This window comes from Acidaminococcus sp. BV3L6, assembly GCF_000468835.1.
In the GTDB taxonomy this organism is placed as follows: domain Bacteria; phylum Bacillota; class Negativicutes; order Acidaminococcales; family Acidaminococcaceae; genus Acidaminococcus; species Acidaminococcus intestini.
Window position 1 is genome coordinate 1 of sequence record NZ_AWUR01000011.1, and the last position, 18,096, is coordinate 18,096.

The 18,096-nt window shown below is 46.7% G+C and carries 17 protein-coding genes and 1 tRNA gene; all 18 read right to left on the minus strand.

What is annotated here, in order from left to right:
- Nucleotides 1-792: 792 nt before the first annotated feature.
- Nucleotides 793-1,437, minus strand: coding sequence for a transcriptional repressor LexA (lexA, locus tag HMPREF1246_RS02930; RefSeq protein WP_009014752.1), 645 nt, complete (start codon nucleotides 1,435-1,437; stop codon nucleotides 793-795).
- 450 nt (nucleotides 1,438-1,887) lie between these two features.
- Nucleotides 1,888-3,018, minus strand: coding sequence for a hypothetical protein (locus HMPREF1246_RS02935; protein WP_021736649.1), 1,131 nt, complete (start codon nucleotides 3,016-3,018; stop codon nucleotides 1,888-1,890).
- 16 nt (nucleotides 3,019-3,034) lie between these two features.
- The gene (locus tag HMPREF1246_RS02940) at nucleotides 3,035-4,312 is read right to left on the minus strand and encodes an amidohydrolase (RefSeq protein WP_021736656.1); all 1,278 of its coding nucleotides are present in this window, start codon (nucleotides 4,310-4,312) and stop codon (nucleotides 3,035-3,037) included.
- Between the two features lie 23 nt (nucleotides 4,313-4,335).
- A complete protein-coding gene (locus tag HMPREF1246_RS02945) occupies nucleotides 4,336-5,142 on the minus strand; it encodes an S-methyl-5'-thioinosine phosphorylase (RefSeq protein WP_021736669.1) in 807 nt (268 codons plus the stop codon).
- 5 nt (nucleotides 5,143-5,147) lie between these two features.
- Complete coding sequence (locus tag HMPREF1246_RS02950) at nucleotides 5,148-5,816, minus strand: HAD hydrolase-like protein (protein ID WP_021736647.1); 669 nt, start codon at nucleotides 5,814-5,816, stop codon at nucleotides 5,148-5,150.
- Nucleotides 5,817-5,984: 168 nt separating this feature from the next.
- The gene (locus HMPREF1246_RS02955) at nucleotides 5,985-7,142 is read right to left on the minus strand and encodes a M20/M25/M40 family metallo-hydrolase (protein ID WP_009014747.1); all 1,158 of its coding nucleotides are present in this window, start codon (nucleotides 7,140-7,142) and stop codon (nucleotides 5,985-5,987) included.
- Between the two features lie 16 nt (nucleotides 7,143-7,158).
- Nucleotides 7,159-8,319, minus strand: coding sequence for a hypothetical protein (locus HMPREF1246_RS02960; RefSeq protein WP_014128466.1), 1,161 nt, complete (start codon nucleotides 8,317-8,319; stop codon nucleotides 7,159-7,161).
- A 9-nt stretch (nucleotides 8,320-8,328) separates the two neighbouring features.
- Nucleotides 8,329-8,709, minus strand: a complete 381-nt coding sequence (locus HMPREF1246_RS02965; protein ID WP_035224233.1) for a hypothetical protein — start codon at nucleotides 8,707-8,709, stop codon at nucleotides 8,329-8,331.
- Nucleotides 8,710-8,966: 257 nt separating this feature from the next.
- Nucleotides 8,967-10,265, minus strand: a complete 1,299-nt coding sequence (locus tag HMPREF1246_RS02970; RefSeq protein ID WP_009014745.1) for a glycosyltransferase family 2 protein — start codon at nucleotides 10,263-10,265, stop codon at nucleotides 8,967-8,969.
- 13 nt (nucleotides 10,266-10,278) lie between these two features.
- On the minus strand, nucleotides 10,279-10,965 hold the full coding sequence (gene pssA / locus HMPREF1246_RS02975; RefSeq protein WP_009014744.1) for a CDP-diacylglycerol--serine O-phosphatidyltransferase: 687 nt from the start codon (nucleotides 10,963-10,965) through the stop codon (nucleotides 10,279-10,281).
- Nucleotides 10,962-11,603 carry a phosphatidylserine decarboxylase gene (locus HMPREF1246_RS02980; RefSeq protein ID WP_009014743.1) on the minus strand — a complete coding sequence of 214 codons (642 nt, stop codon included), beginning with the start codon at nucleotides 11,601-11,603 and terminating at the stop codon, nucleotides 10,962-10,964. The genes pssA and HMPREF1246_RS02980 overlap by 4 nt, the downstream gene beginning before the upstream one ends.
- A 50-nt stretch (nucleotides 11,604-11,653) precedes the next feature.
- Entirely contained in the window at nucleotides 11,654-12,394 is a 741-nt protein-coding gene (locus HMPREF1246_RS02985; protein WP_009014742.1) for a WecB/TagA/CpsF family glycosyltransferase, read from the minus strand.
- Nucleotides 12,395-12,414: 20 nt separating this feature from the next.
- Nucleotides 12,415-14,025 carry a peptide chain release factor 3 gene (locus HMPREF1246_RS02990; RefSeq protein ID WP_009014741.1) on the minus strand — a complete coding sequence of 537 codons (1,611 nt, stop codon included), beginning with the start codon at nucleotides 14,023-14,025 and terminating at the stop codon, nucleotides 12,415-12,417.
- Between the two features lie 117 nt (nucleotides 14,026-14,142).
- A tRNA-Pro gene (locus HMPREF1246_RS02995) sits at nucleotides 14,143-14,219 on the minus strand.
- Between the two features lie 79 nt (nucleotides 14,220-14,298).
- Nucleotides 14,299-15,234, minus strand: coding sequence for a homoserine kinase (gene thrB / locus HMPREF1246_RS03000; RefSeq protein ID WP_021736654.1), 936 nt, complete (start codon nucleotides 15,232-15,234; stop codon nucleotides 14,299-14,301).
- A gap of 21 nt (nucleotides 15,235-15,255) precedes the next feature.
- Nucleotides 15,256-16,557, minus strand: a complete 1,302-nt coding sequence (locus HMPREF1246_RS03005) for a homoserine dehydrogenase (protein ID WP_009014739.1) — start codon at nucleotides 16,555-16,557, stop codon at nucleotides 15,256-15,258.
- A gap of 13 nt (nucleotides 16,558-16,570) precedes the next feature.
- On the minus strand, nucleotides 16,571-17,023 hold the full coding sequence (locus tag HMPREF1246_RS03010; protein ID WP_009014738.1) for an ACT domain-containing protein: 453 nt from the start codon (nucleotides 17,021-17,023) through the stop codon (nucleotides 16,571-16,573).
- Nucleotides 17,024-17,090: 67 nt separating this feature from the next.
- Nucleotides 17,091-18,086 (minus strand): NAD(P)H-dependent glycerol-3-phosphate dehydrogenase, encoded by a 996-nt coding sequence (locus tag HMPREF1246_RS03015; RefSeq protein WP_021736670.1) that lies wholly within the window; start codon nucleotides 18,084-18,086, stop codon nucleotides 17,091-17,093.
- Nucleotides 18,087-18,096 lie beyond the last annotated feature (10 nt).

Below are 18,096 nucleotides of genomic sequence, written 5' to 3' on the forward strand. Positions count from 1 at the left end.
GAAAAATCCCTCCCCTCTCCTATTTTACTTAAGTTTCCAAGACAAGGCCGTCACTTGATGATTTCTCGCTCACAGCATCCCAGACAAGATTCTTTTAAAGGACCAAAGGGAATTGTTCCTGTATAGCAAAAGAGCTGCTGTCTCTAAGCTGCGGATCCCCTCTGATCGGATTTTACTCACCTTGCTGTTTATTTGGCAATCTACGTATTTTCTTTATGCCCATTTTGCCTCCTGTCCAATCTTCTTGTCCCAATAAATCAAGATTGACTGCTCCATTAGACCTTTGCTGAGTGCTGGATCGTTATGGATAAATAAGCACATATGTCACCATATTTCTCTTCTAAGACGATTTTAGAAAATGATAGACACCTCTTATGAGAAAACATGCTCTAAATGCAGATTTGAGCTTATAAGCCAGATTTCCATATCTGTAGGGCCATTATAAGAAAGACAGTCAGTTCGTCTTATGAAGAAATGAACAGCAGTCTTTTAGAAAAATGAAAATAATAAACAGCTGATCATGAGAAAAGTAGGAGCAAGTGGGAGCCATAGGAAAAAGCATCCTATATAACATCAAAATAGTAGTAAAAGGTAAAATGTGAAAAAGTGCTTCTTTCGAAAAATAAAACCGCCTCTATATTTTATGTTAGAGGCGGTTTTATTGAAATATGCATATATTTAATCATAAAATAGATAAAAGCCCTTAAAACGCAAATTTAAGCGTTTTAAGGGCATGAAACCTTTGTTGGGAATTTCATGGCTTATTATCTATCGTAAACGAGCAGAAAACAATCAAAGAACACGGAAAACACCTACAACAACTCCGGTAATCTTAATATTATCCGTACCAACGATGGGTGAATAAGCGCTATTTTCCGGAACTAGACGAATCTGTTTGAGTTCACGGAAATACCGTTTTATCGTCGTTTCTTCTCCATTTAAAAGAGCAACCACGATATCCCCATTTTGGGCGTAATCTTGACGGCGAACAAAAACATAGTCCCGGTCAAGAATTCCGGCATCTTTCATACTATCGCCTTCGACGACCATCATGAAGACATCGTCCTTGGTCCCGAGAAGTTCTGTTGGAATGGGGTACATATCCTCGATATGTTCATCAGCAAGAATGGGATCGCCGGCGTGAACAGCCCCAACAAGAGGCACGCCAACTACTTCCTTCTTGCGCCAGGCTTCATCAGAAACAAGTCCATACGTACGGGGTTTATCCGTATCCCAGTTCAAGAAACCTAAACTCGCAAGCTTCTTCATATTGTTATGAACACTGGCACTGGAGGCCAGGCCAACACCCTTACCAATTTCACGGACGGATGGGGGATAGTTATTTTCAGAGATATAACTTCGAATAAATTCAAGGATCATTTCCTGACGGTCCGTAAGTCCATTAGCGTGTATCGAATTTGCTTTAGGTCTGCCCATAAGAAAGCCTCCCATACAAGGTATTTTAAAGAAATATACTATATGTAGTAGTATATCAAGAGTTCAAATAATAGTCAAACGTACGTTTAGTAAAAGAGAAGAAAATATGAATAAAATAAAGATAATAAAAGAAAAACGAACAACGGAATGCAAAAGTAAAATCATGATAGATTAAGGAAAAAGAAAATAAAGTTTACGCTAAGAGAATTCCGAGATTAAGATACGTAAAAGAAGATTGTCATTTTAGATAGGAGTGTAGCTTGCAGGAATGGTTGGCTGCAGCCACTTAAAACTGTACGCAGCTAAGGACGTGGGGAACAGAAAAAGCATTTTTTAAGCAGAAATTTTTACGTCCTATAATATATATTATGTAAAATAGTATAAAAATAAAGGCCGTAAAAAAATCCCGGAACCCTCTTTTCCTAAGCCGTTCCGGGATTGTATCCGTTCTTAAGTTGATTTCTTTTTTTGACCAAGAAGTGTAAATGACTGTACGGCTCGTTTAAATGCACTGAGCTTCAGGTCATAGTTGATGGTATCATCTGTTTGAAAGTGGATAACATAACCTTCACCTTGTGGATTAAGGAGATATGCATTGAGTAGGAAGACTTTCTTTAAGTCTTCATTATCGGTCGACTGCGAAAGACTTCCGCGAAGGTCACCGACAATGATGGGTTCATGATGAAGGATTGTAATATTGGGTGTATAGCTTGTGATTTTTTCGATGAAGTTCTTTTCTGCTTCATTGATAGTCGCCTTTGTGGCAGACCCTAATTCCTTGAAACTGTCATCGCTGAGCCTTCGGATCATCATGGAATCCGTATGGACACTGCTCAAGCTGCGTCCAAAAAGGACATTATCGGCACGCAGTGTATAAATACGCCACCCACTGGGAATTTCCATCTGGAATCCGAGGTTGGGGACGGTTAGGATATTTTCATCCGTATAATGGATCTTTTTCAGATCTAGATCCTTTGTGATTGCTTTTAAGGCTTCCTTGCCAGCTTCTTCATTGGCCTGTGTTGTACGGACCGTTACAACGCATAGATTATTTTTCTGCGTTTGGTATGCCCGTCCAATGATAAAGGGACGTCTTGTCTTTTCTGGATCTTTGGGAACACTGCGAAAATCATAGCAGCCTGCTTGCATCTCTTTTTCTAACTGAGCCGATGGGTTGTTCTTTTTTCCGTGAAGTTTATCACGCAAAAGAGCTGCCTTATCAGTTGTTTGGCCAGTGGCCTTATCATCCATGCCTACAATCGTATTATCCTGATCATCTTGGATTTTCTTAAGGAATTTCGAAAGTTCCCGTTTCTGTTCTCCTGAGTATTGTTTCATGGGAACAGAAATAAAACTGGGCAGTGTATAAAGATCCGCACTGATGAGAAAGTCTTCCCCAACCTTAAAGCGAACACCTGTTGTTGTATGATACAATTCTGTACTGCCTGGCGGAATGGTCATGGTAAAGCCACCGCTTTTGGGTGTATAGCGCTGCGGAGCGGCCGCCATGGCAGGATGCTGGATGCTGAGGCTTAGGACTGTAAAGGCTGCCGTAAAGAGTGCAGCTATCCGTTTTTTCACTTCTCTCCCCTCCCCTTTAGGCCCTGGAAAGTCGCTCAGCACAGCGCTGAGCTTCGGCGCAAACTTTTTCGTAATCAAGGGTCAGATATTCGCCGTTTTCATAAAGCAATTTTCCATCTACAAAAACATGGCTGACACTGTGGGAACTGGCGGCATTGCAAAGAAGGGAATAGCGGTCATTGCGGGGGAACCATTCCGGTTCTTTCAGATCATAAAGGACAAGATCTGCTTTGTATCCTGTTGTGACGGCACCCACTTCATCAAAGCCGATGGCTTTGGCGCCTTCTAGGGTTCCGCATTTGATTGCAGTTTTAGCGGGCACGCTCCTAGGATTATCCTCTTTGACTTTGGACAGCATGGAGGCTAGACGTACCTCTTCAAGCATATCCAGATTATTGTTGCTTGATGCCCCATCCGTTCCAAGACCGAGGACAATGCCTTTTTGGAGCATTTGGCCGATGGGGGCAATTCCGCTTGCCAGTTTAAGGTTGCTCTGCGGGTTGGAGGCAATGCGTACATGATGCTTCCTTAGGATTTCCATATCCTTGTCATCAACATGGACGCAATGGGCAGCAAGGGTTCCCAGCTCAAATAAGCCCAGTTCTTCCATCAAGGCAATGGGCGATTTGTCATATTTCTTGAGACAGTCCGCCACCTCCCCTTTTGTTTCCGCAAGATGCATGTGGATTTCGGCTCCTTTTCGGGCCGCTTCCTTTACGATGCTGCAAATATATTCCGGAGCGCAGGTATATGGCGCATGGGGGCCATACATCACATGAATCCGGTCATTTTCGACGCCGTTCCACGTATCAAATAGAGCTGAATTCTCATCAAGACGGGCTTTGCCATCGGCTGCGGAAGACCCGGTAAGGCCCCTTGATAACGCAGCACGGATTCCCGATGAAGCCACGGCACGGGCCGTGGCTTCCATAAAGAAGTACATATCGGCAAATGCCGTTGTACCTGTACGGATCATTTCCGCTATGCCAAGGAGACTGCCCCAATACACGTCATTTCCCGTGAGATGATTCTCCATGGGCCAGATTTTGTCCTGCAGCCAGTCCATAAGGACCATATCATCGGCATAACTGCGAAAAAGAGTCATAGCGATATGAGTATGGGTGTTTACTAAGCCCGGCGCAAGAAGATGGTCTCTGCCATCGATTACGAGGCTGCCTTGAACCGGCTCTTGACCGATATAGGCAATGCGTCCATCCTTTATCCCAACTTGATAGGTTTTTCCGTCATTTCGATCCAAGATCTCAGCGCCTTGGATCACGGTATCGTAAAACATCTGTTGCTTGTACCCTCTTTTCTTTAGATTTTATCAATGGGAAAACCACCCACAGCATGAGCCGCTTCCCGGCAGTGACAAGATGCCAAGGTCTGTTCTTCCTCTGTTAGGAAGGCATGGATGATGCGAGCAATGGTTTTGGCATTTTCATCCATCATGGCAACAACTTCCTCATGAGATAGGGCCGTCCAAGAAAGACCGGATCCCATATTGGTCACTAGGCTGCAATTGGCATAGCAAATCTCTGCTTCCCTTGCAAGGACGGCTTCCGGCATTTGGGTCATCCCTGCTATATCACCGCCCATAAGTCCATACATCCGAACCTCGGCAGCAGTTTCATAGCGTGGCCCTTCTGTAGCTACATAGCAGCCAGCTTTACTGTGTCGTACGCCAAGTCTTGTGAGGATGCCGTTGAGCCGCTCCCGCAGGACTGGACAATAGGGAAAGCTGAAGTCAACATGGCAGACCGGCATGACACCGCCATCAAAAAAAGTATGCTCGCGCGATTTTGTAAAATCAAGGATTTGACTCGTATTGACAAACGTCCCAGGAATCAAGCCGCGATTCAGGGAGCCTACAGCGGTAAAAGATAAGATTTCCGTTACACCCAACTTCTTCAACGCATAGATATTGGCACGATATGGAATGCGATGCGGCGGCAGACTGTGCCCCTTGCCATGACGAGCAATGAAGTAAACAGATGTATCATCGATCTTGCCTGCAAATCCTTCCGCCGTACCAAATGGGGTTTCTACCGTAATGGGGGACAGCGTTCCAAATATGGAGGTATCTTCGACACCTGTACCCCCAATGATTCCAATTTTGCGCATAACGTTCACCTCTGCTGATTCAAACTTTTAATGATAGAGAGAAGTTCCGGTAAAGATGCAATCGTATAGTTCGGTTTTATTTCTTGCTGGAAACGTATGGGGTCAAAGCTGGACCACCCGACCTTGACTGAAGCACGGCATCCAGCTCGCATTCCGCTCACTAGATCATAAGGACTGTCACCGACACAAAGGCATTCCTCACCGGAAAGTCCTAGCTTTTTTAGGGCAAGAAGGCTGGGTTCTGGATCAGGCTTATGAAGGGCTGTATCCCGTACGCCAATCACACCTTCTATATAGGGAGAAAGCCCCAGACAGCGTAGTCCCCGTTCACAAGTCTCATTGGTCTTGCTTGTCACAATGATGGAATGGATCCCCTTTTCCTTTAGGCGCTGACAGCCAGCCAAAACAGAAGGAAAGGGACGGATCGTTTCATCATGAACAGAAAGCTGATACGTCCGATAAAAAGTCAGCAGCTCGTCGAGATGGGCTTCATCCCCACCACTCAGCTGCAGCATGGCCTGAGGCATAGGAAGACCAAACGTCGTCAAGATTTTCTCATCAGGCGGGACCTTTCCATAAAAATGAGAAAAGGTTTGATGGAAACAATGAAGGATGAGGGGTGTTGTATTGGCAAGGGTTCCATCAAAATCAAATAAGATTCCTGAAATGGTCATGAATGGCTCCTTTTGTGTGTCGCTTACGTTTCATCTGATAACAACTCATTTTACCATAATTTACCGTTGAAATAAAATGCGAACGTCCCAAAGGGTGTGAAAAGTCAGGGACATCTTTGCGTCAAATTCGGAGAAAAACCCCTCTGTCAGCAGACGGAGGGGTTTTTCTTATAAAAGATGAAGCAACGCAGCTGCAAGGACCGATCGTTCAAAGAGGGAACTGACCAGGGCTTTTTCTTCATCCGTATGGGCACCGCTACCAATGACACCCATTCCACAAAGCGTCGGTATCCCCAGGCTTGCGGCAAGGCCCGCATCGGATAAGCCGCCTACTTGAATGCCCTTAATTGGACTCATGGAATAAAAGGCGGCCGCTTCCTGAAGCTTCACAATCAGGCCTTTTCCCCCTTCTTTTAGGTCCATGGCAGGAATCAGATGGGTCAAATCAAGATCCGCCCACGTATCGGGAACGGTCTGGCTTGCCGTGGCCTCCTTTAGGTTTTCCTTGATTTCCTGGGCTAGGCTTTCCGTGCGGTAGCGGACCCCAATACGCAGCGTACATTCCCCAGGAATCGTATTTTCACCAATACCGCCATCGATGGCTCCGCAATTGATCAATTTTCCTCGGGAGATATCATTTTTGCTTTCCAGATAAATGATCTTATGAGCGGCTTCCAAGATAGCGGAACGTCCTTTTTCAGGGCTCGTACCGGAGTGGGCTGCACATCCATGTACATGGATGGATACAGGACCGCCGCCATAGCGTGAGAGAACGACCTGTCCGTTTTCGGCGCAAGGTTCAAAGTTTAAAAAGGCTTTTGCCCCTGTAATTTCCCTGCGCAGCACGGCTTTTGCATTGGAGTGCATATGAAGGGTTTCCTCATCCGTTACAAAAACAAATTTAATTGGAGGCGTGACGAGCGACAGTGCGCTAAGGGCTTTAACCGCATAGAGACTTACGACAAGCCCGCCCTTCATATCTAGGACACCAGGCCCGTGAGCATACCCCTCTTCGTCAATGAAAAAAGGGCAGGTCGACGCTTTTCCTTCCGGAAAAACGGTATCCATATGGCCGGAGAGGATGATGGGACCCTCCCCTTCCTCTTTTCCCCGTTCCGCTATAAGAAGGTCCGGGGCGCCCGAGACTTTTTGGAGCCGTATGGTAAATCCCATGGCGGCCAATTCTCCTGCAAGAAGGCTTCTTACCGATTCAACCCCAGTTGGCTGTTTGGGCCCGCTTTCTGTTTCTACAAGGGTTTTCCACAGCGATAGCATTTCTTTTTCATGTCCATATAGGTAGTGTGTCAGTTTTTCATTGTCTTCCATTGGCAAAGATTCCTCCTTACAATAGTGTGACGACAAATCCAGCAAGCAGGACAGATGTGATGGTAACGGTGACAAAACCAGCTACAAGCATCTTTGGGAGAAGGTAGTGCAGCAAGGCTGCACGTTCCTCCTCATTTCTTCCCATGGCAGCGGATACTTCCTGAGAGACAAGCATCGTTGTAGGAAAACCAAAGGTGCAAGTCACGCCAAGACTCACGCAAAGGGGAAAAGGCAGGGAAAAAAGCCTATTTGTCACAAGCCCCGCCGTAAAAAGCCCCAATATACCCAATAAGGCCGTAGCTGCAAGCGGCGGAAGGACGGAGAGCACTTCCTGCGGGGTTGTCCGGCTCAAAGAAGAAAAGATCACGATGGTAACGAAAAAAAGGATGATGCCGCTTGACTGTGTTTTTTGAAGGATGCCTTTTTCCAAGAATCCCAGTGCGTAAAAAAGGGTCCCAAGAAGAAGACACATGACAAGGTAATGAACCGCCCCACCCGTGAATCTTGAAGCATAATAAGCAATGGAAGCAACAAAAGATAATTTTGCAAGGTGTACGGAAGGACGATCAAAAAGACTGGGAAGGCGGAGCGGCTTTTTGACCTTATTTTCTTCCCCTTCCGACGCATAGCGTTTTACGAAATCCACGTCGTCCCTGAGATTTTTGGCCAAATGGCGCAGCATCAGGGAAGCAATAGGAATCCCGAAGAATTTTTGTGTCACGAGAAGGACAAGACAGAAGGTTCCTACTGTCTCGATTCCTTTTTCCTGTACCGCGTCAAGGATAATGAGCATGGCCGCGTTCCCGCCGGCAAAAATGGGAGACCCTGCGATGGCAAGGGCTCCATCCATGAAAAATGGACCTAAATAGATGATAAAAATAACGGCCATCGTAACAGAAATCACACTGACTGCTGCCACCTTCCACTGACGGCGAAGTTCAGCAAAATCAATGGTGGTGCCCAAGGAGACAAGAAGCATTCCCACGGTCAGCATTCCGATTCCTGGAATATGGGCAAGTTGAATGATATCCTTGGGTAAGAGATTGAACCAAAAACCGATGGTTAGGATTACGGAAATCCCAAGAACCGTTGATAGAACAGCATTTGAACGCAGGGCGATGATTTCGCTCAAGGCGTAAAGAAAAAATAAAATCGTTATGGCAAGGATACCAGGCATAATCACACCTCACAAATAACTTGACAGATTCTTTCGGTGGCCTTTTTCCGGTAAAGAAAAATGGTCAAAAGCGTAATGAGAGTCAAACAAAGGGCTGACCCCAGCATACTGATGATAGGAAAAGAGCAGGTACCGCAATCGATGGGCATCAGCAGGCCTGTGGACACCATAATAACCAACGAAGATGCTGATCATCACTCTAGTTGATATAATGGCTCCAGCTATGATCAGTCGATTGACAAACATGAAGAGATAAGGGGTTGTTACAGAGGTTCCGAAAGCAAGATTGATAAATAGACCGTGAACGGCAAGAGTCCTATCGTCGCGGCACTGTGGGTAAAGGATGGCTGCAAACGTAATCCGTCCGGGTACCATAATAAGCTCCATCATATCGAAGGCGCAAAGAAAAGAGCTTCCTCGTCTGTTCTATTTCAATACGGATAATAGGCAGAATGAGTGCTGCCAATGAAAGCAATCTTTTTCGTCATTATCCGGTTCCCCCTTTTCTTCTCTGCTGCTAGACTGCGCAAGGAAAATGTAAATCTTACCTTACACCTCTTTATCGCGCTGTGTCAATAAAGAAGAGAAAAATAGAAAAAACACCCTTCCCGTCTGTTTCATTTGATACGGTAAAGGGTGTTCATTGTTTAGGATTTATTCTTATCCTTTTCTTTGGAAAGGATAATCTGCTTGGGTCCGTGTTCGGAACTTTCCGGAACCAGTACATCATTGAAACTGATTCCCCTCGTATGAAGCGTATGGCTCCATACATGTTCATGACGGTGAAGGAATCCCAGCACCGTAATGGGTATCCAGCTATAAACAAAGATCGGATAAAAGATGGTATAGAACCAAGATTTAGGTGCTGCGTGGATTTTTAGAAGGATTACGGCAGGAATGACGTACTGACCAATCCCAATGACCTGCCAGATTTCATAAGGCAGGATGGCATAGAGCACGTTCGTGTAAAATGGAACATAGGTGTAGATTGTACTGGCAATGACAAACAGCGTTGAAAGAAGGAGGAAATAAGGCTGAAAAAGATCGATGACACCGTCAAGGATGATGATATCCCGTTTTTTGATGCCTTCCTTCAGGAGCTTTGGAATATACCGTTCCCCCACATCAAAGTGGCCTTGTACCCACCTTTTTCTCTGGTTCCAAGACTGTTTAAAGGTCAGGGCCTTTTCATCATAGACAATCGCATTGTCACACCAAGTCGTTGGAATGCCTTCCAAGAGGGATTTCATGGTAAATTCCATATCTTCCGTCAAGCAGGTTGCTTCCCATCCGTACTTCTTAAGGATATCCACGGCAATGCACATCCCTGTTCCGCCAAGAATGCTGGAAAGGCCAATATTGTATTTGGCTCTGGACCAAACTGCATTGGTGATCCAGAAGGAAATGGCAAAGACACCGCTTACCCACGTATCATTAGGGTTCTTGGAATCAAGATACCCCTGGATGAGGCGTTCCCCTTTTTGATAGCGGGAATTCATTTCCATGAGAAAGTCAGGATGGACAAGGTTATCGGCATCAAAAATAACAACCGCGTCAAATTGACGATTCATTTCAAAAAGCCGCTTGAACATCCATTCAAGGGCAAAGCCCTTCCCCTTTTCCGTATCATTAAAGCGCTCATGAACGCTGGCTCCGGCCTTGCGTGCGACGTCCGCAGTATGGTCCGTACAATTGTCGGCTACGACAAAAATCTCGTACATGGAATCGGGATAGCGAAGCATGCGAAGATTTTCCACTAGTTCGCCAATCACTCGTTCTTCATTATGAGCTGCTGCAATGACAGCAAAGGTTGTCTTCGGCGTTGTAATTTTCTTTTCTTTTTTTCCAGGCAGGATTCCGAATAAAGACAGGACAAAATAGTAAATGGTAAAAAATACAATCATGACCTGAAGCGGAATCATGATGATGTCAAAGTAACTCGTCATGAAGGACTCCTACTTACTCCCCTGCTTTTTTCCCCGTAACCTTAACATAAATGGCGTTGAGGACCCCGCAAATCGTGTAGGTAAACATGATGATAAAAGGCCAAGCATGGAAATTGGTTACAAGCATATAAAGACCAATGGCAAAAGACAAGATGACAGGAACCTTGAAAAGAGGATTGCCGTGTCCCTTGAAATCAGGGTAACGAACTTCACTGTACATCAATTTTGCCACTAACAGCGTCAGGATGGCTGTCCCCATCGGCCCAAATTGATAACCAGAAAGCACATAGGTCACAAGGACGCAGGCACCAGCCGGCGCCGGCATCCCTTCAAAATACCCAGAAACAACGCTCGTGTTGACATTGAAACGAGCCAGGCGCAGTCCCGCGCCAAAAGTGAAGAGGGACGATATGATCTGTCCCCAAAGACCCAGATCCGTAAGACCATAAGTATAAATCAAGACAGCCGGAGCCATTCCGAAAGAACAAACATCGCAAATGGAATCCATTTCCTTTCCGAATTCCCCACTGACGCCAAGAAGACGTGCAGCCCGTCCATCGCAGGAATCTGCAAGGACGGCTAAAATAATGAAGATGGCAGCCCTTGAAAATTCACCATCCATGGAAAGATAGATGGATAAAACCCCAAGGACCATGCTGAGACCACTGATGCTGTTTGGAACCATGCGTCTATAATTCATTGTACTTGCTGCCTCCCCATAATTGTTATGCCGCCTTTGACTTTATCTCCCTTTTTGACAAGGATTTCTACGTCGCGAGGAACGATAAGCTCCGTGCTGGAGCCAAATTTAATCATTCCGTACGTTTCCCCTTGCAGAAGCTGCTTACCAAGCGATGTCCAAGAGACAATGCGCCGAGCAAGGATACCCGCAATCTGGACGACGAGAACACGGCTTTGTTCGTTTTCAAGTCCAATGGCCATGCGTTCATTGACGATGGGCGCAGATCCCTTGAAAGCGGGCTCAAAGCCGCCGCATGTATAGCGCAGATATTTAACATAGCCCTTCATAGGTGCGCGATTAGTATGGACATTGAAAACGGATAAGAAGATGGTTACCTTCTTTGCTTCCTCATGAAGAAATTCGTCATCAAAGAATTCCTCGACAGCCATGACAGTCCCATCAGCCGGGGAATACAAGACATGGGGATCATCCGGCAGGGGGCGGTCCGGTTCCCGAAAGAAATAGGCAAAGTATATGGTCAGGATGAGCGGAATCCCAGCAAATGCCGGATCAGCCAAAAAGCCGACAAGGATGGTCGCTGCAAGACCTGTAAAAATGAACGGATAGCCGTCCTTTATGATTGTATATCGGGTCACGCCCTCACCTCCACTATTTGGTTATTATAATACAATTCAACACCCTTTGTCTATTTATGGGTTCTTTTTTCCTTCTGGACAGCAAGGACAAAACGCGGCAGGGCCATCATACGACCGATTCGGCTCGGTTCCTTATAAAGACGATAGAGCCATTCCAGGGAAGCTTTCTGCATCCAGTGAGGGGCCCGCGTCGTCTTACCGGCAAGTACATCAAAGGATCCTCCCAGTCCAATCCGGATAAGGGGCCGCAGCTGTTTTGCGTGATCACGCAGCCAGTACTCCTGCTTGGGCGCGCCAAGAGCTGCAAATAAGATCTGGGCCCCAGAAGCATTGATTTCGTCAATGATTTCCTCTATATCTGTTTCTGAAAAATACCCATTCCGCGTGCCAACGATGGAAACGCCGGGAGCCAACATCTCAGCTTTGGCTTTTGCAGCTTCTGCGATACCAGGAGCGGCTCCAAAAAAGTAGAGTTTGATTCCTTCCTCAGCTGATTTTTTGATCAGTTCCACGAATAAATCAAAACCAGCCACCCGTTCAGGGACTTCATATCCTAAGGTGCGGCCAGCCCAGACCGTTCCCGCCCCATCTGCAAGAACCAAATCGGCCTGTTGAAGGAGCGTACCATAGCGTTTGTCGTTCCGTGCCATCATGATGATTTCAGCGTTAGCCGTGACCACCTGTGTGGGCATCTTCTTTGCAATCCGATCCATGAGGAAGGAGACTGCTTCTTCCATGGAAAAAGGCGTAACAGGAACGCCAAGGATATTAATGGCCTTTTTCATGAGCATACCCTGCTCCTTTCCATAAGTTAGATGGCTCTTGCTTCAGATGGCACTTCTGTGAAATTGATACCAGGATTCCGCTCCAAGAGCCAGTTAAGATTCCATTCATTGGAAACAAGAACGACGGGACGGCCAAGTTTATCATAGACAAGCATCCCATTATCAAGGCCCTTCATATTACGAATGGCCTCGGCATCATCAGCATAGACCCAGCGAGCCACACTGTAGGGCAGGCGATCCATGAGAAGTTGGGCGCTGTATTCATTCTTAAGGCGATAATCCAGAACTTCTAACTGGAGGACACCGACTACTCCTACAACAAAGCTTTCCATGCCAATATTCTTTTGACGGAACACCTGGATGGCCCCTTCCTGTGCCAGTTGAACAATACCCTTTTCAAACTGTTTGCGTTTGAGGGAATCCTTAGGCTGGACCTTTGCAAAAATTTCAGGCGGAAAAATAGGAAAATCCTCGAATTGGATCTTATTCTTTTCACTTGTAAGGGTATCCCCAATGGTAAAGATGCCAGGATCGAAGACGCCAATGATATCACCAGGATAGGCTGTTTCTACGGTTGTCCGTTCCTGTGCCATGAATTGCTGGGGCTGGGAAAGCTTAACTGGATGATTGCCTTGGAGATGCCAGACGGTCATGCCCTTCTCAAATTTGCCGGAGCAAATGCGCATAAAACTGATACGGTCGCGATGGGCCGGATTCATGTTGGCCTGGATTTTAAAAATGAAGGCGCTAAAATTCTCATCGTCAGGCATGACGACACCGCCATCCTTTAATTTGCGAGGCTGCGGCGCGGGGGACAGTTCCAGAAATTTTTCAAGGAAAGGCCGGACACCGAAGTTTGTCATGGCAGACCCGAAGAACATCGGCGTCAGTTCCCCATCCAGGACCTTTTGGAGGTCAAATTCATCACCGGCTAGGTCAAGAAGCTCAATGTCATCGAGCAGTGTCTGATAATTGGCCTCGCCGATGGCTTCCTTGATGGCAGGATCGTTTAAATCCCCCGTCGTTGATTTAAGGATCTTGCTGCCATGGCTGTTATCATTGTCAAAGAGTTCCACCTGTTTTTTGATTCGGTCGTAGACCCCGATATAGTGCCCATCAACCCCAATTGGCCAATTGATAGGGAAAGCATTAATATGAAGGATCTTTTCGATTTCGTCCATAAGATCCATAGGGGCCCGGCCATAGCGGTCCAATTTATTGACAAAGGTAAAGATCGGCAGTTTTCTTCGGTGGCAGACCCAAAAGAGTTTTTTCGTCTGTGGTTCCACGCCCTTGGCCGCATCAATCAGCATGACCGCGGAATCGGCAGCAATCAAGGTTCGATAAGTATCTTCACTGAAATCTTGATGGCCCGGTGTATCAAGGATATTAACGCGGTACCCATCATAATCAAATTGGAGCACGCTGCTTGTAACAGAAATCCCTCTCTGTTTTTCAATTTCCATCCAGTCAGAAACGGCGTGACGATTTGTTTTGCGGCTCTTGACCGATCCGGCAAGATGGATGGCGCCCCCATAAAGAAGCAGTTTTTCGGTCAAGGTCGTTTTACCAGCATCCGGATGGGAAATGATGGCAAAAGTCCGCCTTTTATTGATTTTATCCTGTAATTCACTCATCGATGAAACTCCTCCTAAAGCCCGGTTAAGGTCAATTCCGTATGCTATGTTCATACCCTGAAAGAGGCATGAAAAAACGCCACAAAGTTTCGAACTTTATGGCGTCAAATCACAAATTGGTCGGAGCGGCGAGATTCGAACTCACGACCTCTTCCACCCCAAGGAAGCGCGCTACCAAACTGCGCCACGCCCCGACAACAGTAATAATTTTACTCGATATTCTCCATAAAGTCAACCCTTATTTTTGAAATCACGAAAATAAAGGAGGCTTCATCAGAATCTTTCCGCTTCTTCTGCTAGAGAAACAACGGCTCCTTCCGTGTCTAGGCTGACCTGATGAAGGGTGCACGCAATGCCAAGCTTGCGGAAGGGTGCTGCTAGAGCCTCTGCAATGCGGGAGCGATCCTTTTCCTCCGGTACATAGGCCATAAGGGTCGAACCCGATCCTGAGATGACGGCATTGTACGCACCGGCATCGCGAGCCCCTTTGAGGGCTTCTGACGCCCCCGGGATCAGGGGAAGCCGATACGGCGTATGAAGCTTATCTTCCAGCGCTTCCGGAAGGTTTTCAAAGTGTCCTGTAATGAGTGAGCCGACGAGCATAGCTGCGCGGCTTGCAGAATACACCGCATCCTTATGAGGAATCTCTTTCGGCAGAACCTTCCTTGCCTCTTCCGTGGATACATGAAGGGCTGGGACCAAGACAATCATGCCCAGAGGACAGGCCGGCAGAAAACGCAAGCTTTTGACCTTGTCATCGGCCATGATATTGATGGTGATCCCACCGAGGATGGCAGGTGCTACATTATCTGGATGCCCTTCAATGAGGGTTGCTTCCGTAACCAGTTCCTTTTTGGTCAGCGGTGATCCCAGCATGGCATTAGCTGCCATAAGACCAGCCACTACAGCCGTCGAACTGCTTCCGAGCCCCCTTGATACAGGTACGTGTATGACGCTTGTGACGCGGATTCCCGTTTCCTTTCCCTGATATTTCTCCCATAATGCATAAAAGGAAGAGACCGCCAGATTATGGCGGCCCAAAGGAAGGATTTCGGCACCTTCCCCTACCCCTGAGACTTCGATTCCCTGCGGAATCCGTTCAAAAGTAAATACATTATAGAGGGAACAGGCAAGTCCTAAGCAGTCAAATCCAGGTCCGCAGTTGGCGGAAGTTGCAGGGACTCGGACCGTGACTTTTTGAACGTCCATACTTTCCACTCCTTTGCTGACTTAACAGATGGATTGGTCATCTTCAACGCGAAGTACGTTGCTGATGCGATTGACGACTTTCGTTACTGCCAATTCCTTTGTGGCTTCTTCCAGGTCATAAACGGAAACAGGATGAGTAATTACAACAATTTCTGCTAAATCACCTAATTTACGAGTCTGCAGGACATTGAAGAGACTGACCTCGTGTTTGCCAAAGACACTGGCAATCTGTGCCAATACACCAGGCGCTTCGTCGACGAGAAGGCGCACGTAAAACTGGGAGAAAACTTCCTCCTTAAGCGCCAGGGCTTTCTCTTCATAGCAGGTACAGCCAACCCTGCCATTGCATCCTTCACGGATGTTACGGGCACATTCAATGATATCTCCGCACACCGCACTGGCCGTCGGAAAACGGCCGGCACCGCGGCCATAAAACATGGCCTCACCAATGGGCTGACCTTCGATATAGACGGCATTAAAGACATCATCCACCGACGCAAGCGGGTGATTCTTACGAAGCATCGTTGGATGGACCCCCACAGAAATCTTCCCATTTTTCAACTGCTTGGCGATTCCCAAGAGTTTGATGGTGTAGCCCAGTTCCTCTGCATAGACGATATCACGAAGGGAGATCTTTTCAATACCTTCAATTTCGACTTCATCCAAATGGACCCGTGTATTGAAGGCAATGGAAGAAAGGATGGCAATTTTTCGCGCTGCATCAAAGCCACCGATATCAGCGGTTGGATCCGACTCGGCATAACCTTTTTCCTGTGCCTGTTTGAGCACTTCTGTAAAATCCATATGCTCTTCAGTCATCCGGGTCAGCATGTAGTTCGTCGTCCCATTGATAATTCCCATAATGAGGGAAATCCGGTTGCTTGCCAAGGATTCTTTCAGCGGTCGAATAATGGGGATTCCCCCAGCCACCGATGCCTCAAAAAGAAAATCGACATGGTGGGCTGCTGCCAACTCAAAGAGTTCTTTCCCGTGAACAGCCACAACATCCTTATTGGCCGTAACAACGTTCTTACCGGCCAATAAGGCTTTTTTCATGTACTCAAGGGCAGGATGCTCCCTGCCAATCAGTTCAACAACAATATCAATATCAGGGTCACCGGTGATTTCTTCGATATCCGTGACAACTGGCAGGGACGGATCCAAAGCATGCACCTTTTCCGGATGCCTTGCCAACACCTTTTTGATACGGATAGGTGTCCCCACCCGTTCCGTAATGAGCGCTTCATGATCTTTTAGGACAAGAATCACGCCTCCACCGACGGTTCCTGTGCCCAAAAGCCCAATATTGATTTCTTTTTTCAAAATAAGGACCCCTTTAATCGACCTGACCAAGCACGTCCAGCCGTTTTACTCCTTCGATGAGGCGAACCTTATCCAAAAGGGCCTCCATATCGATGGTGAGGAATTTTGTTTCCACGGAAATGGTTGTGTTGGCAACACCCTGCAGGGGAACACCTTGGTTGATCGTGATAACACTTCCCCCATCAGCGGCAATTGTGTTGAGAACGCTAGAAAGAACACCTGGTTTGTGTTCCAGGAGCAGGGAAATAGTGATGACCTTTTCACGACTTGCATCATAGAAGGGAAAGACGTAATCCTTGTATTTGTAGTATGCACTACGGCTTAGCCCAACCTTTGCAACAGCTTCATTGACAGTCTTAAGTTTACCGCGTTTGAGGATTTCCTTGACCATAATGGTTTTTTTGATGGCTTCAGGTAGGATTTCCTCTCTGACTAAATAGAACTCTGATTTTTTTTCGTTTGTCATGTTGCATCTATCCTTTTCCAAAGAATGTTTATCCTTTCTAGAAGGACATTATATCATAATTCAATAATTAGTTCCACTCTTTCTTCCCCGATCGTGACATAAGATCATGGGCCGCAAGAGTGATTTCCTTATGATGGTACAGAACTTCATAAAGTTGATCGATAATAGGCATTTCGACACCAAGTCTGTGAGAAAGGGCATAAACGGTCTTTGTCGTACTCATGCCTTCAATGACCATATGGGTCCCTTGCTCTATGTCCTTGGCAGCTTTTCCTTGGGCAAGCAAGGTGCCTGCCGTATGGTTGCGGCTCAAAGGACTTGTGCAGGTCGCGACAAGATCTCCGATTCCACTTAGCCCGGCAAAAGTTTCCTGATGGGCTCCCAATTTAAGCCCAAGTCTTGTCATTTCTGCAAGGGCTCGGGTAATGAGAGCTGCCTGACTGTTTTCACCAAGCCCCAGACCCGAAATCATCCCTGTCACAAGGGCATAGCAGTTTTTCAGGGCACCGCATAACTGAACGCCAAGGATATCGTCTGAAATATAGGGCCGAAAATATCCATTGAGGAACAGATCCTGCAGGATTTTTGCTGCCTTTGGATCTTTTGAGGCGATGACGGAAGCACTTGGCTGCTTTTGGGCAAGTTCCATAGCAAGATTGGGGCCGCTTAATGCTGCGATGGCCTGTGCCTCAGGAAAATAGCGTTCCAACACATCCGACATCAGCTTTCCCGTATCCCGAGAGAATCCTTTTGTACAGGTAAGAAGGATCTTTCCTTTCCCTTTCGTAACCCTGGAAAGGTCACTGCATACAGTCCCCATCCCCTTTGATGGGACAACAAAGACAAGGACCTCCGCTGTTCCCACCCATTGAAAATCATGGGTTACATGAATGGATGGTGAAAGCGTAAGGTCTGGCAGATAATCGTTATTGATCCGCGTCTGTTCAATGAGCGCGGCTTTTTCTGGATTCCGAGCCCAAAGCACGACGTCATGGCCATTATCAGCAAGGATTTTCGAAAGGACGGTTCCCCAGCTTCCTGCACCAATTACAGCGATGGACATGGTTTCCTCC

Coding starts and splice junctions, on each gene's coding strand:
- lexA (WP_009014752.1), bottom strand. CDS start 1,437: ATGGGCAGACCTAAAGCAAATTCGATACACGCTAATGGACTTACGGAC.
- HMPREF1246_RS02940 (WP_021736656.1), bottom strand. CDS start 4,312: ATGTTTTACGATACCGTGATCCAAGGCGCTGAGATCTTGGATCGAAAT.
- HMPREF1246_RS02945 (WP_021736669.1), bottom strand. CDS start 5,142: ATGCGCAAAATTGGAATCATTGGGGGTACAGGTGTCGAAGATACCTCC.
- HMPREF1246_RS02950 (WP_021736647.1), bottom strand. CDS start 5,816: ATGACCATTTCAGGAATCTTATTTGATTTTGATGGAACCCTTGCCAAT.
- HMPREF1246_RS02955 (WP_009014747.1), bottom strand. CDS start 7,142: ATGGAAGACAATGAAAAACTGACACACTACCTATATGGACATGAAAAA.
- HMPREF1246_RS02960 (WP_014128466.1), bottom strand. CDS start 8,319: ATGCCTGGTATCCTTGCCATAACGATTTTATTTTTTCTTTACGCCTTG.
- HMPREF1246_RS02965 (WP_035224233.1), bottom strand. CDS start 8,709: ATGATGGAGCTTATTATGGTACCCGGACGGATTACGTTTGCAGCCATC.
- HMPREF1246_RS02970 (WP_009014745.1), bottom strand. CDS start 10,265: ATGACGAGTTACTTTGACATCATCATGATTCCGCTTCAGGTCATGATT.
- pssA (WP_009014744.1), bottom strand. CDS start 10,965: ATGAATTATAGACGCATGGTTCCAAACAGCATCAGTGGTCTCAGCATG.
- HMPREF1246_RS02985 (WP_009014742.1), bottom strand. CDS start 12,394: ATGCTCATGAAAAAGGCCATTAATATCCTTGGCGTTCCTGTTACGCCT.
- HMPREF1246_RS02990 (WP_009014741.1), bottom strand. CDS start 14,025: ATGAGTGAATTACAGGATAAAATCAATAAAAGGCGGACTTTTGCCATC.
- thrB (WP_021736654.1), bottom strand. CDS start 15,234: ATGGACGTTCAAAAAGTCACGGTCCGAGTCCCTGCAACTTCCGCCAAC.
- HMPREF1246_RS03010 (WP_009014738.1), bottom strand. CDS start 17,023: ATGACAAACGAAAAAAAATCAGAGTTCTATTTAGTCAGAGAGGAAATC.
- HMPREF1246_RS03015 (WP_021736670.1), bottom strand. CDS start 18,086: ATGTCCATCGCTGTAATTGGTGCAGGAAGCTGGGGAACCGTCCTTTCG.